The organism is Afipia felis ATCC 53690, assembly GCF_000314735.2.
In the GTDB taxonomy this organism is placed as follows: Bacteria; Pseudomonadota; Alphaproteobacteria; order Rhizobiales; family Xanthobacteraceae; genus Afipia; species Afipia felis.
The window spans coordinates 871,555-885,720 of the sequence record NZ_KB375270.1; the positions used below are offsets into that span (position 1 = coordinate 871,555).

The 14,166-nt window shown below is 61.2% G+C and carries 13 protein-coding genes and 1 tRNA gene; 4 read left to right on the top strand and 10 right to left on the bottom strand.

Features of this window, described 5'->3' with window-relative positions:
* Positions 1-31 precede the first annotated feature (31 nt).
* Together HMPREF9697_RS04250 and HMPREF9697_RS04255 are read left to right on the top strand one after the other, a co-directional pair.
* Positions 32-1,261 (top strand): SAM-dependent methyltransferase, encoded by a 1,230-nt coding sequence (locus HMPREF9697_RS04250; protein WP_040307802.1) that lies wholly within the window; start codon positions 32-34, stop codon positions 1,259-1,261.
* Between the two features lie 103 nt (positions 1,262-1,364).
* On the top strand, positions 1,365-2,402 hold the full coding sequence (locus HMPREF9697_RS04255; RefSeq protein WP_002715923.1) for a cysteine synthase A: 1,038 nt from the start codon (positions 1,365-1,367) through the stop codon (positions 2,400-2,402).
* A 34-nt stretch (positions 2,403-2,436) separates the two neighbouring features.
* Here HMPREF9697_RS04255 and HMPREF9697_RS04260 read toward each other — a convergent pair whose 3' ends face one another.
* The 4 genes from HMPREF9697_RS04260 to HMPREF9697_RS04275 are packed head-to-tail and all read right to left on the bottom strand — an operon-like array spanning position 2,437 to position 6,791.
* A complete protein-coding gene (locus HMPREF9697_RS04260; protein WP_002715924.1) occupies positions 2,437-3,177 on the bottom strand; it encodes an amino acid ABC transporter ATP-binding protein in 741 nt (246 codons plus the stop codon).
* A gap of 13 nt (positions 3,178-3,190) precedes the next feature.
* The gene (locus HMPREF9697_RS04265; protein ID WP_002715925.1) at positions 3,191-4,555 is read right to left on the bottom strand and encodes an amino acid ABC transporter permease; all 1,365 of its coding nucleotides are present in this window, start codon (positions 4,553-4,555) and stop codon (positions 3,191-3,193) included.
* A complete protein-coding gene (locus tag HMPREF9697_RS04270) occupies positions 4,552-5,757 on the bottom strand; it encodes an amino acid ABC transporter permease (protein ID WP_002715926.1) in 1,206 nt (401 codons plus the stop codon). The genes HMPREF9697_RS04265 and HMPREF9697_RS04270 overlap by 4 nt, the downstream gene beginning before the upstream one ends.
* 14 nt (positions 5,758-5,771) lie before the next feature.
* A complete protein-coding gene (locus HMPREF9697_RS04275) occupies positions 5,772-6,791 on the bottom strand; it encodes an amino acid ABC transporter substrate-binding protein (protein WP_002715927.1) in 1,020 nt (339 codons plus the stop codon).
* Positions 6,792-6,966: 175 nt separating this feature from the next.
* Between HMPREF9697_RS04275 and metC the strand changes: the two genes are divergently transcribed.
* A complete protein-coding gene (gene metC, locus HMPREF9697_RS04280) occupies positions 6,967-8,175 on the top strand; it encodes a cystathionine beta-lyase (RefSeq protein ID WP_002715928.1) in 1,209 nt (402 codons plus the stop codon).
* Between the two features lie 3 nt (positions 8,176-8,178).
* Here metC and HMPREF9697_RS04285 read toward each other — a convergent pair whose 3' ends face one another.
* From HMPREF9697_RS04285 to HMPREF9697_RS04310, 6 genes are all read right to left on the bottom strand, one after another.
* A complete protein-coding gene (locus HMPREF9697_RS04285) occupies positions 8,179-8,517 on the bottom strand; it encodes a lipid-A-disaccharide synthase N-terminal domain-containing protein (protein WP_002715929.1) in 339 nt (112 codons plus the stop codon).
* Complete coding sequence (locus HMPREF9697_RS04290; protein WP_002715930.1) at positions 8,517-9,251, bottom strand: glycosyltransferase family 2 protein; 735 nt, start codon at positions 9,249-9,251, stop codon at positions 8,517-8,519. The genes HMPREF9697_RS04285 and HMPREF9697_RS04290 overlap by 1 nt, the downstream gene beginning before the upstream one ends.
* A gap of 118 nt (positions 9,252-9,369) precedes the next feature.
* A complete protein-coding gene (locus HMPREF9697_RS04295; protein WP_002715931.1) occupies positions 9,370-10,152 on the bottom strand; it encodes a phosphatase PAP2 family protein in 783 nt (260 codons plus the stop codon).
* Between the two features lie 24 nt (positions 10,153-10,176).
* A complete protein-coding gene (locus HMPREF9697_RS04300) occupies positions 10,177-11,919 on the bottom strand; it encodes an ArnT family glycosyltransferase (RefSeq protein ID WP_002715932.1) in 1,743 nt (580 codons plus the stop codon).
* 280 nt (positions 11,920-12,199) lie between these two features.
* A tRNA-Arg gene (locus HMPREF9697_RS04305) sits at positions 12,200-12,276 on the bottom strand.
* Between the two features lie 146 nt (positions 12,277-12,422).
* Positions 12,423-12,698, bottom strand: coding sequence for a DUF7662 domain-containing protein (locus tag HMPREF9697_RS04310; protein ID WP_002715933.1), 276 nt, complete (start codon positions 12,696-12,698; stop codon positions 12,423-12,425).
* A gap of 410 nt (positions 12,699-13,108) precedes the next feature.
* Between HMPREF9697_RS04310 and dctP the strand changes: the two genes are divergently transcribed.
* The gene (dctP, locus tag HMPREF9697_RS04315) at positions 13,109-14,098 is read left to right on the top strand and encodes a TRAP transporter substrate-binding protein DctP (protein ID WP_002715934.1); all 990 of its coding nucleotides are present in this window, start codon (positions 13,109-13,111) and stop codon (positions 14,096-14,098) included.
* Positions 14,099-14,166: the final 68 nt, after the last annotated feature.

Genomic DNA, 14,166 nt, shown 5'->3' on the forward strand with positions numbered 1-14,166 from the left:
AGATGGAGGCAGCGGGATCGTGAACTGCGCAGTGTCTGAACCGACGGCTCTTACGCCCGCCAATCTCGACACGCTTCTTCAGGACATCCCTCGCATGGCGCGTCTCGCGCTCGGCTTCGCAGCCCGGCTCAGACGCGGCCAACTCGATATCACCCTCCCCGACGGCCGCGTACTGCGCTGCGGCGGGCTCGAGGACGGACCGTCAGCCGCCATGACGATCCATGATTACAAATTCGGCTGGCGCTTCCTGCGCGCCGGCGACATCGGCATCGCCGAAAGTTATCTGCGGCGGGAATGGGACACGCCGAACCTGACTCAGTTTCTCCACGTGTTCTGCGTCAACCACGATCTCAGCGGCATGATGCTGGCAGACAGGCCGATCATGCGTTTTCTCCAGCATGTGCGCCATTGGTTCAACCGCAACACCAGGCGGCAGGCGAAACGCAACATCTTCGCCCATTACGACATCGGCAACGAGTTCTATTCGGCATGGCTCGATCCGACCATGACTTACTCGTCGGCACTGTTCGAGGCCGATACCAAGGACCTCAGCGCCGCCCAGCAGAACAAATATCGCCGGCTGGCCGAAGCCATCGACCTGCGCCCGGGCCATGAGTTGCTTGAAATCGGCTGCGGCTGGGGCGGTTTTGCGGAATATGCCGCCAAGCACTGTGGCGCGAAGGTCGTGGGGCTGACGATCAGCGCCGAACAGCGCGATTTCGCGCGCGCGCGCATTGCCAAGGCCGGGCTCGATGACAGGGTGGAGATCCGCTTTCAGGATTATCGCGACGAACGCGGGTTGTACGATCGCATCGTCTCGATCGAGATGATCGAAGCCGTCGGCGAACAGTTCTGGCCCGAGTATTTCTCGCAACTCCGCGACCGGCTGAAGCCTGGCGGCCTCTGCGGCATTCAGGCGATCACGATTCAGGATCAGTTCTTCCAGACTTATCGCAAGGAAGTAGATTTCATTCAGCGATATGTCTTTCCGGGCGGCATGCTGCCTTCGCCCGGCGTGCTGAAACGGCTCGGCGAGAAATTCGGCGTGCCGGTGATCCGCGAGCGGATTTTCGGGGAAGACTATGCCCGCACGCTCGCCACATGGCGCGACAATTTCCGCGCCGCATGGCCGAAACTGATGCCGCTCGGTTTCGATGAGCGTTTCCGGCGATTATGGGAATACTATCTCGCCTACTGCGAGGCAGGATTCCTGTCCGGCAATATCGACGTGCGGCAGGTCATCCTCGCCAAGGACCAATAGCAAAGATCATTAACCGCGCATGGCGGCATGCCGTCCGCAGGCTTGTCGAGCCGCGCGGCGGCGACTAGGTTGACAGCATCCTTACTCATCCTGTTGCGGTGTCATGCAAATCCGTCAAGACGTCATCGAGGCCATCGGCAACACGCCGCTCATCAAGCTCAAGCATGCATCGGAGCAGACCGGGTGCAACATTCTCGGCAAGGCCGAGTTCATGAATCCCGGCCAGTCGGTGAAGGATCGCGCGGCGCTGTTCATCATCCGCGATGCCATCGCACGTGGCACGTTGAAGCCCGGTGGCGTCATCGTCGAGGGCACGGCGGGTAATACCGGAATCGGGATCGCACTCGTCGCCAACGCACTTGGCTTCCGAACCGTCATCGTCATCCCGGAGACGCAAAGCCAGGAAAAGAAGGACATGCTGCGGTTGTGCGGCGCGGAGCTCGTCGAAGTGCCGGCCGTGCCCTATTCCAATCCGAACAATTATGTCCGCCTCTCCGGCCGCTTGGCCAAACAGATCGCAAAGTCCGAGGCGAACGGCGCGATCTGGGCCAACCAGTTCGACAATGTCGCCAACAGGCTGGCGCATATCGAGACGACAGCGCCCGAAATCTGGGATCAGACGGGCGGAAAGGTCGATGGGTTTGTCTGCTCGGTCGGCAGCGGCGGCACGCTCGCGGGCGTCAGCATGGGCCTGAAGGCCAAGAATCCGCACATCAAAATTGCTCTCGCTGACCCGATGGGATCGGCACTTTACAACTACTATAAAAACGGTGCGCTGAAAGCCGAAGGCTCTTCCATCACCGAGGGCATTGGACAGGGCCGTATCACGGCCAACCTCGAACACGCGATCATCGATACCGCCTATCAAATCCATGATGAGGAAGCCGTGCCCGTCGTGTTCGATCTGCTCGAGCATGAAGGCCTGTGCCTTGGCGGCTCGTCCGGCATCAACGTGGCAGGCGCAATCCGTATGGCAAAGGAAATGGGGCCGGGACACACCGTCGTGACGGTTTTGTGCGATTACGGCACGCGTTATCAGTCGAAGCTGTTCAATCCGGACTTCATGCGCTCGAAGAACCTGCCGGTGCCGGAATGGCTGGAACGCAAGGCTAACATCAGCGTGCCTTACGAGAAGGTGTAACCATCGCTGCCACTGTTAGCGAAGGCCGACGCCCTCACCTCAATATCTGACTCAAAAACAGCTTCGTCCGTTCGTGCTTCGGATGGCCGAAGAATTCCTCCGGCGTGTTGACCTCGATCACCTGCCCCGCATCCATGAACACCACGCGGTTGGCGACCTCGCGCGCGAAACCCATTTCGTGCGTCACCACGATCATTGTCATGCCGTCATTGGCGAGGTCCACAATCGTGTCGAGCACCTCCTTGACCATTTCGGGATCGAGCGCGGAAGTCGGCTCGTCGAACAGCATCACCTTCGGACTCATGGTCAGCGCGCGGGCGATGGCCACGCGCTGTTGCTGACCGCCTGAAATCTGCCCCGGATATTTGGTGGCCAGTTCAGGGATATGCACGCGCTCGAGATATTTCATCGCAAGCGCCTCAGCTTCCTTCTTCGCCATACTGCGGACCCAGATCGGCGCCAGCGTGCAGTTCTCCAGAACCGTGAGATGCGGAAACAGATTGAAGCTCTGGAACACCATGCCTATCTCGCGGCGCACCTCGTCGACTCGCTTGAGATTGGGGCCGAGTTCGATGCCGTCGACGACGATCTTGCCTTCCTGAAATTCCTCCAGCGCATTGATGCAGCGGATCAGCGTCGATTTGCCGGAGCCCGACGGCCCGCAGATCACGATCCGCTCCTGGCGCGCCACGGCAAGATCGACGTCGCGCAGCACATGGAAATCGCCGAACCACTTGTTCAGCGTCTCGATGCGGATGATCGGATCGGCGGTCATACGGTTGTCCATGTCAGGTGCGGCGGTGTGCATTGAGACGGCGTTCGACGAACAGCGAATAGCGCGACATCGCAAAGCAGCCCACCCAGTAGATAATTCCGGTGAAAGCGAACCCTGTGAATAGAGTCGTCGGCGTCGCCCAGGTTGGATCGGCGAAGGCCGCGCGCAACTGGCCGAGCAGATCGAAGATCGCCACGATCAATACCAGCGTGGTGTCTTTGAACAACGCGATGAAACTGTTGACGAGGCTCGGAATGACGTGGCGCAGCGCCTGAGGCAACACGATCAGGCCCGTCGTCTTCCAGTAGGACAGGCCGAGCGCATTCGCCGCCTCGCGCTGTCCCCGCGGGATCGCAAGCAGTCCGCCGCGGATCACCTCGGCGTTGTAGGCACCTGCGAACAACGCGATGCCGACGAGCACGCGCACCAGCGCGTCGATGGTGAAATCGCCCGGCAGGAACAGTGGCAGCATGTAGGTCGCGAAGAACAGCACGGTAATGAGCGGCACGCCGCGCCAGAACTCGATGAAGGCTATCGAGAATATCCGCAGCAGTGGAATGCGCGAGGTGCGCCCCAATGCCAAAGCGATGCCAACCGGCATCGAGGCGACGATACCCGTGATCGAGACAACCAGCGTCACCAGCAAACCGCCCCATTGCCGCGTGTCAACGACCGGCAGCCCGCCGCGGTCGAGTTGCAGCGCTTCGATCACTAAAGCTATTCCGGCAAAGGTGAGCGCCGTCACGATCCCGGCGCGCCGGCCGTTTGGCCACCCGCCCCACAGCCCGACCGCAGCGGCTGTCACCACAGTCGTCGTCAGACTGAAATCGAGCCAGAACCGCGTCAGCGATGGCTTCCACGCGACGCCGATCAGTTCGGCCAGCCAATAGAACGCGAAACCGTCGAGCCCGCCGCCGCGCAGCAGGAAGAATGCAAGGAATGGAAACGCTATGAAGAACAGTCCCGCATTGAGGGTCTTGCCGGGAATTTTCGGCACCAGCAGTGGTGCGAGTAACAAGGCTGCAAGTGCGAACGTCAGGTTGGCGCGCCAGCGCTGGTCCTCGGGATAGAAGCCGTAGATCAGCTGCGTGAACTTGGCCTGGATGAAAGGCCAGCAGGCGCCGACCGGATGCCCCACTTTGTCTGCGAGGCATGCCGTGCGATCGGCACCTTTCCAGACCGCATCGACGAGCAGGAAACGGATCGTCGGCTCCAACACGAACCAAGCGAGCGCCGCGCTTGCAAATGTCAGCACGATGTTGAGCGGCGAGTTGAACAGCCGCGTACGAAGGAATCCGATGATACCCGTGGTGACGACAGGTGCCTTGCGCGCCGGTGCCAGCGTCTCCCGCACGAAGATGGTGTCATCTCCACTCATGCGCGCTGGCTCCGGTCGAGGTGCCAGCCGTAGGCATTCATCAGGGCACTCGTGACCAGCGAGATTGCGAGATAGACCGCCATCGTCATCGCGATGATCTCGACCGCCTGCCCGGTCTGACTCAGCGTTGTTCCGGCAAAGACCGAGAACAGATCGGGATAGCCGATCGCAACCGCGAGCGAAGAATTCTTGGTGAGGTTGAGATACTGATTGGTCAGCGGCGGCAGGATCAGCCGCATCGCCTGCGGAATGATGACGAGACGCAGGATCGCGGGCCGCGACAGGCCGAGCGATGCACCCGCCTCCATCTGTCCTTTCGGCACGGCGAGCAATCCGCCACGCACGATCTCTGCGATGAAGGCGGCGGTGTATGTCGAAAGCGCGATGGTTAGCGCCACCAGCTCCGGCGTCACGCGCGTGCCGCTCGTGAAATTGAAGCCGCGCAGCACCGGCACGTCAAAAAACACCGGTGCGCCGAATAGGACGATCTCGAGCAGCGGTAGGCCAATCAGCAGCGCCAGTGCGAACGGCCACACCCGCAACCGCTCTCCATGTCGATAGAGCCGTCTGCGCGCGTAGGCCATCATAACGAACGACGCGGCAATCGCGGCAAGGATGGCCACCACGAACACGCCCACGCCCTGTTGCGGCTCCATATGCGGTACGACGAAGCCGCGATTGTTCAGGAATGCGACGCCAAAAACCGAGAGGCTCTGGCGAGGATTGGGCAGCGCCGCCAGTACCGCGAGATACCAGAACAGCAACTGGAACAGCAGCGGCAGGTTGCGGATAATCTCGACATAACCACCTGAGAGCCGAGCCAGCAGCCAGTTCGGTGACAACCGTCCAAATGCTACGGCAAAGCCGATCAGCGTGGCGAAGACGATGCCGATGATGGAAACGAGGAGCGTGTTGAGAAGGCCGACTTCGAACACGCGCAGATAAGTGTCGGCTTCCGAATAACGGATCAGCGCCTGATTGACGCTGAAGCCCGCCGTGCCCGACAAGAATCCGAAGCCGGACGCAATGCGCTGCGCCTGCAGATTGGCACGCGCATTGATGACGATGTCCGACGCCAGCCACACCAGCAGCACCGCGAACGCCAACTGCCACGCGATGCCTTTCCAGCCGGTGCCACCTGACAGCACGCGCGACAGGCGCGCGAGAGGATGGAACGGAGGCCGACGCGGCGCTGTTGCCATCGTCCCGCTCGCGATCAGCGGATCGGCGGCGCGTACTGGATACCGCCCTGATTCCAGAGCTTGTTAAGGCCGCGCGAAATGCGCAGCTTGGAGCCGGCTCCGACATTTCGGTCGAACGACTCACCGTAATTGCCGACCGCCTTCACGATCCGCACCACCCAATCGTTGGTAAGGCCGAGCTGTTGACCAAGATTGCCGTCGGTGCCGAGCAGCCTTGCAATCTCCGGCTTGTTCGATTTCAGCATCTCGCCGACGTTCTTCTGCGTGACGTTGAGTTCTTCGGCATTGACCATCGCGAACAAGGTCCACTTCACGATGTCAAACCACTGGTCGTCACCGTGGCGCACTACGGGACCGAGCGGCTCCTTGGAAATGATCTCGGGCAGTACTGCGTGATCGTCTGGCACCGTGAGCTTCAGACGTTCGGCGTAAAGCTGAGACACGTCGGAGGTGAAGACGTCGCAGCGGCCGGATTCGTAGGCCTTGATGGTCTCATCCGCCGTAGCGAACGCCACCACTTCGTACTTCATGTTGTTGGAACGGAAATAGTCGGCGAGGTTCTGTTCGTTGGTCGTGCCGGTCTGCACACAGACAGAGGCGCCGTTCAACTCCAGCGCCGAATTCACCTTCAGCGATTTGCGAACCAAGAAGCCTTGCCCGTCGTAATACATCACTGCCGTGAAGTTCAGGCCGAGCGAGGTATCGCGCGATAGGCTCCACGTGGTATTGCGCGACAGCACGTCGATCTCGCCGGATTGAAGTGCCGTGAAACGGTCCTTGGCGGAGAGCGGAACGAATTTCACCTTGAGCGGATCGTTCAAGGTCACAGCGGCCAACGCGCGACAGAAGTCGACATCGAGGCCGCTCCATTTGCCCGTGTCGTCAGGCGCGGAAAATCCGGGCAGTCCCTGGCTCACGCCGCAACTCAGGACGCCCCGTTCCTGAACGGCCTTGAGCGTGGCTTGCGCGTTCGCGGGCGCAAGGCTGCCGAGGAACACCGAGGTCATCACGATACCGAACCATCCGTATTTCATGAAAAGGCCTCTCCAATTGTGAACGCGCCCGTCCCTGATACACGTCTCCGCACGGCTGGCCAATATCCGGCCCCGGACGGATTGGCTGCGACGTTTTCTCAGGCTCCTGATTGAATAATTCCAGTGCGAGTTGCGGGGGTTGACCTTTGGAGCGGCTGCCTCCTTATTGCATGCAATGAAAACGCCATCCGATCCCCAAAATCCCTCCGCTCCTTCGGCCCGTCACGGCATCGCCACGACGCTTGTGACCGCAGGGCGTAACACCGAGGCGCAGCACGGATTCATCAATCCGCCCGTGGTGCGCGGCTCCACCGTGCTCTATCCGAGCGCCGAAGATCTGCATGCGCACCGCGGAGAATTCCAGTACGGCCGCCACGGTACCCCGACCACCAAAGCGCTGCAGCAAGCCTTGAAGGCGCTCGAAGGCGACAACTGTGCTGGCGTAGGCCTTGCCCCATCTGGCGTCGCCGCGATTACGACCGCCCTCCTCGCGGTCCTGAAATCCGGCGATCACCTGTTGGTGACCGACAACGCCTACCGTCCGACGCGCGGCTTTTGTGACGGCATGCTGGCGCGCTACGGCGTCGAGACCACGTACTTCGATCCCCTGATCGGCGGCGGCATCGCCAAGCTGTTCAAGCCGAACACCCGCGCGGTACTTGTCGAGGCGCCGGGGTCGCAGTCCTTCGAGATGAGCGACATTCCTGCCATCGCAGCCGTCGCCCACGACAGGGGTGCGCTGGTGATCGACGACAATACCTGGGCGACGCCGCTCTATCATCGCTCGCTCGATCAGGGCGTCGATATCAGCATTCAGGCCGCGACCAAATATATCGGCGGCCACTCCGACATCATGTTCGGCACCATCGCGGCCAACGCCAAGACATGGCCCGCGGTGAGGAACGCGATCAACCTCCTCGGCGTTTGCTGCGGACCGGACGACGTATTTCTCGCCTTGCGCGGCCTGCGCACGCTCAAGGTGCGGCTCGCGCATCATCAGGCATCGGCGATTGAGATGGCGCGCTGGTTCGAGGCGCGTCCCGAAGTCGCGCGCGTGCTCTATCCGGCGCTCGAAAGCGATCCAGGCCATGCGATCTGGAAGCGGGACTTCACCGGCGCGAGCGGACTGTTCGGCATCGTACTGAAGCCCGCGCCGCAAAAAGCAGTCGATGCGATGCTCGACACGCTGACGCTGTTCGGCATGGGCTATTCGTGGGGCGGCTTCGAGAGTCTCGTCATTCCGTTCGACTGCAGCGAATATCGCACGGCGACGACATGGGCGCCCGGCGGTCCCACACTGCGTCTGCATATCGGGCTGGAGAACCTCGACGACCTCAAGGCCGATCTGGAAAATGGATTCGCTGCCTTCAACGCCGCGAAGTAACGCTCAGTTTTCCAGCGTCTTCGATCCGCGCCCGTGGTTCTTGATAATCAGCATGATGTTGCGCAGGTAGATCACAGTCGCGAGCGCCTGCCCCAGAATGATGATCGGCTCGCGCTTGGCGATGCCGTAGATGAGCGTCATCACGCCGCCACCCATCGAAAAGAACCAGAACGCCATCGGCACCACGCTCTGTCCGGCGCGTTCGCTGGAAATCCATTGCACCAGGAAGCGCGCAGTGAAGAACAACTGCGCCACGAGACCGAACGCCAGCCAGAAATCGAACTTGGCGACGAAGACATCGTAAATGTAATCGTGAAACGCTTGACCGAACTGGATCAGCATCAACGCACCTCGGTCGCGACCGGCTTCGACTTCTTGCGGCGGATCAGCCACCAGACGCCAGCAAGATCCATCAATCCCACCCACAACCGGTCGAAGAAGCCGTAGTTCGATACGCCAGAACGGCGCGGACGATCGATCACATCCACGTAAACGATCTCGAATCCCTCGCGCCGGACCAGCGCTGGCAGGAAGCGGTGCAGACCGTCGAAGTAAGGCAGAGCCAAAAACACCTCGCGACGGAAACCCTTCAGTCCGCAGCCGGTGTCGCGCGTTCCATCCTTGAGGATTGCATTACGCACGGCATTGGCGATGCGCGACTGCCACTTCTTGAACGCCGTATCCTGTCGTCCAACCCGCTGTCCCGCAGCGAGGCCAACGCGTCCCTCGCCCTGCTCAATCGCAAGAATCAGCGCCGGAAGGAACGCGGGATTATTCTGTCCATCGCCATCCAGCGTCACCACGATGCCGCCGCGTGCCGCGCGCACGCCGGTGCGCACGGCGGCCGACTGGCCGGCGGATTTCTCATGACGGATCTGGCGCAGGTTGCTCTGCGTCTTCATGCGTTCCAGCAAGCGCTCACCGGTCGCATCCGACGAGCCGTCGTTGACGTAGATGATTTCGTAAGACCACTGCTTGCCGAGCGCCGTACTGATCTCGTCGATCAACGGCCCGATATTGTTTTCCTCGTTGCGAACGGGAACGACGACGGACACCGTCGGTTCGACGTTGCTCATGGGAGGCGATGTTTCGATCATTTGGTCCATCGATCTGTGGTCTGACGCTGGGCTTGGCAGGCAGCCCAATGCGTCCCCGGCGCCTTTTATGGGGCGTTCCGCCAGCGGGCAACCCCTTTCAGTCGCCTGCGGAACTGCCCCGCGCCACCCTGATGGCTCCATCCGGGGCAATCGTGAAAATCAGGTGGCGCGCCGCGAACCAGTAACGTACCGCCATTGCGCCGAGAATGCCGACCAGCGCCCCGGCCAGCACATCGCTCGGATGATGCGCAAGCAGGATCAGTCGGGTCATCGCAATGACGGCCGCATAGGCCCAGATCGCGATCCGCCATCTCGGGGCAAGCGACGCTAGCGCGAAGGCGAGCGCGAAGGCTGTGATCGCGTGACCGGAAGGAAAACTCGCATAGGCCTCGGTCCAGGCGAAATGAGAATAATGGAACGCATCCGCCGCGCCGCCAACGAACGGACGTCCTCGTCCGATGACGCCTTTCAGAATTTCTCCGGCTTCGACCGGGATCAGAACCGCGAGAAAGAGGAAGCCCAGCCGGCGGGACAGATCGATCATCCGCGTCCGGACCGTATCCGTCGCGAAGGAGCTCGACAGGAATACGAGCAAAGTGCAGAGGCCGAGCGCCCCCAGCACGTAAATCGATTTGCCGAAATCGGTCATGATCCGGAACGGCCAGAGCGAAGCCGTTCCGCGCGGCGGCATCATGCGAATTTCCGGCGCATCGACGAGATACATCAGCGCGACGATGGCAACGCCGCCGAGCGTTACCGCCCAGAGCCAGTGACGCGCAAGCCTGCGCCGCGCATCGAAGCGGCGCGAGTGCGCGGGCGGCCCGCACAGCCGGGCGGCGCCCTGCCGGGCCAGCATCAAGGTTTGCGAAAGCGCACTCATGCGGGATGACGTGGCTCAGCCACGTCACTCATCATCAATGTCCGACCTGAACACTGCAACCGAGACCTCACGGCCTTGCGAAATGTTGTAGCCCTCGATGCGGGTGACGATGGCATAGCGCAGCCCTATCGCATCGGCACGTTGTGCGAAGGCTTTCTCTTCGCGCCATTCCACCAATGCGAAGCGGCAGCTTCCCTGCTGCAGGAAGTCGGCAGCGCCCGAGCCGTTGGTGAGCAAGGTGCGTGTACCGACCATGAAGACGAGGCTTGGCTCCTGATAACCAGCCGCCGCCGCCAACGGCCCCTTGCATTCGACGCTGCGCAACGCCTTCGCGATTTGCACGCTCGGAAACAACGGGGTCAGCGCGGGCAGCACGACGCCGAACACGCAGACGCTCAGCGCAAGCGACGAAACCACGGAGTTGAGCACCGAGCGTTCCGCATGGGCGTCGTCGTACATCCACCATGCAAACAGCCCGAACACCATGGCGGCGGCTGCAAACGGCCACGCAGCGAACACCGGCTGCTTTAGCACCGAAATGCCGAGCACAATGGCCGCGACCGAGACAATCGCCGGAAACACGAACCACCATGCCGCGCCGCGCACGATCCAGGCCGACCGCGACAGTGCATGGCTTTGCAACGCACCAACGATCAGGATGGCGATCGCCGGATACATCGGCAGCACATAGTGCGGCAACTTGGTGATGATGAGTTCGAACACGATCCAGGACGGCACCAGCCATGCCAGCAGGAACTGCGCGCCGGGTTCACGCCGCGCACGCCAGACCGCAGGCGCAGCGACACCCGCGAGCGTCGAGGCTGGCCAGAACGTCACCCAGAACAGAACGAAGTAAAGTCCGGGCGGCGCGCCGTGCGATTCCTGGGCCGATGCGACCTTGCCCAGCATATCGCCGCCGACCGAGTTGACGAAAAAGCTGTCGCCCGACTTCAAATAGATCGCGATGAACCACGGCAGGATCAGCACCAGCATCCAGATCACGCCGGGCACTGGACGTAGCCGCCGCAGCCATTGCACCGAACGGTCGAGAAAGCCGAGCGCCACGATGGTCAGGCCCGCAATCAGAAAAATTAGCGGACCTTTGACCAGTACGCTCGCGGCCATTGCCGTCCAGAAGATCGCAGGCAGCGCCCAGGCGTCGCGCGCGAACGCTTCCCCGCGCTGCCAGGAGAGGTAGACGCGGGCAAGCGCGCCCATCACCGTCGTCGTCGTCAGCAGCAGCACCGCATCGGTCGTCGCAAGCCGTGCTTCGATGCCAAGCAGCACCGAACTGCACATGATGAGGCCCGCGAGCACCGCGCCGCGCCGCGTCACGAAGGCAAGAGCAGTCCAGTAGGTCAGAAGCACCGCGCCAATCGCGCCGAACAGGGACGGCACGCGATACAGCCAGATCCGGATTTCAGGCCGCGCCAAGCCGAGCTTGCCGGCAGTTTTCACCACCGTGGCCTGCAGCCAGTAAATGCCGACCGGCTTCTTGTACCGGACCTCTTCCTGGAAGCGGATGTCGACCGGATCGCCGGTTTCCACCATCTGCTTGGAGGCCTGCGCGAAGCGGGCCTCGTCGCGATCGATCGGCCCGATATTGAACAGGCCGGGCAGAAAAAACAGAAATCCGCAGACGATGAGGAGCGCCACCGCGCGGATGTGGCTCGTCGATACTGCGTCGAGCAAACGCGTGAGTCCCCGGCCCTCGACTTCCGAAGCCGGAGGCCGGCCAAATCCGCGGCGCTGCACCATATCGATCATGAGTTTCGCATACGATGAAACCACTTAGCCGACAATCGGCCGGGCCGAGCGGCGTTGCACAAATGCCGCAAGTGTTGCCCTACGGTCCCCATTGGGTGGCTTTTGAAGGGTTTGATTGCCCTGTTCCGCAGCAGCCACATCGGGGCGCGGTATCGTTATCCGGCGATCTGGCCGCACCAGCGAACGCCAGCAACACAGACATTCGATTAAAGTTTTAGAAGAGGATCAGCGAATTCAAACTTCAAACTGAAATAACGGAGTTTTTCGTTTCAAACACCAATGGCGATCCCGGCAGGATTCGAACCTGCAACCCGCGGAGTAGAAATCCGCTACTCTATCCAGTTGAGCTACGGGACCGTGCTCGTTTCATATCACCCGAGGGCTGAACCGCCAGTAACCAGCGCCCTGCTTTGAACGATTTTTTGCTGGGCTACGGAGCCAGCCCGACTCCCATCTCGGTCGGCTTCGCCCGTCAACTCCGGGACCGCTCAGCGCCCAATGCTTCAGCGCCAGGTCCGCTTCAGACCGATCCTGCGGAAACGGACACCCGTACCATCCGGCAGACGCGTCGCTTCATATCCACCGTCGCGAATGGCGTTGCGCTGCGGCATCGCATCCTGCGGATTGCGCTCCTTCTCCCACCAGCGCGCACGCTGCGAACTGCGCGACAGGGAAAAGCCGAGAATAGCCTCGATTTCCTCGAAAGACAGAACCAGTTCGGTCTCCGTGCGTGCCTTCAGGTAATCGCGCAGCGCATCATATTTGTCGGCCTGTATCACATCGCTTCCGTTGTTCGAGTCTCGTTCGCGCGTTTCGCGTGCAGGGAGCGCCCGCTTTGGTGCGCTGCCGCGAACATATCGTGCGTTTGCGCAATGCCAACCCCAAGAACCATACCAATGGCTGAATCGAAAGAGCTTCGCGTCGCGCGCCTTCCTGCTAGACTGCATGCAAAATAAGAAAATAGGTTCGACAGCCCAGGGAGAGAGACATGCTTACACGCCATATTCTGGCGTCAGCGACATCCGTGACCGGATGTGCCGCACCGAACGTGCTTCATCATGGGCACCGAATTTTCGCGGATTTGCTCCAGCACGATTAAGCCTGTGGCTGCCCAACCTTGTCTTTGACAAGTGGAACGGGCTGACGTTCCATGACGCCATAAAAATACAAACATACCAGGGAGGAATGTATGAAGTTCTACGCGATTCTCGCGGGCGCGGCCGCTATTGCGATTTCCGGTGCCTGTCATGCCGAAACCGTCCTGAAAGCCTCGCACCAGTTTCCCGGCGGTAAGGGCGACGTGCGCGACGACATGGTTCAGCTCGTCGCGAAGGAAGCGAAGGACGCCAATATCGGCCTCTCCATCCAGGTCTATCCGGGTGCCTCGCTGTTCAAGCCGAACGACCAGTGGAACGCGACGGCGAACGGCCAGCTCGACATCACCCTGCTCCCGCTCGACTACGCGAGCGGCAAGGCGCCGGTGTTCTCGGCGACCCTGATGCCGGGTCTGATCCGCAACCAGGATCGCGCGAAGCGCATCAACGACTCTCAATTCATGAAGGACATGCGCGCCGAGATCGAGAAGCGCGGCGTCATCGTGCTCTCGGACGCCTGGTTCGCGGGTGGCCTCGCTTCCAAGGGCGGCTGCATCCTGAAACCGTCGGAAATGAAGGGCCGCAAGATTCGCGCGGCAGGTCCAACCTTCGCTGCGATGTGGCAGGCCGCGGGCGCGAGCATCGTTTCGCCGCCCTCGAACGAAATCTACAACGCCTTCCAGACCGGCGTCATCGACGGCACCGACACCAGCCTCTCGACCTTCGCCTCGATGCGGCTCTACGAGCAGGCCGACTGCCTGACCGAACCAGGCAAGAACGCGCTGTGGTTCATGTACCAGCCGATGCTGATGTCCAAGAAGAGCTTCAACAAGCTCACCAAGGAACAGCAGGCCGTATTGCTGAAAGCCGGCAAGGACGCACAGAAGCTCTTTGAAGACCGCGCGGACAAGATCAACGACGACGCCGTCAAGGCCTTCAAGGATCACAACGCGAAGGTCGTGACCCTTGACGACGCCGACTATCAGGCGTGGCTCGATATTGCGAAGAAAACCTCGTGGGCCGAATTCGCGAAGCAGGTCCCGAACGGCCAGAAGTTGATCGACGAAGCACTCGCCGTAAAATAAATCCGTGACCGGCGGCCGGCGGTTTCTCCGCCGGCCGCTTTTCCATCTCCTCCTCCATTAACAACGGT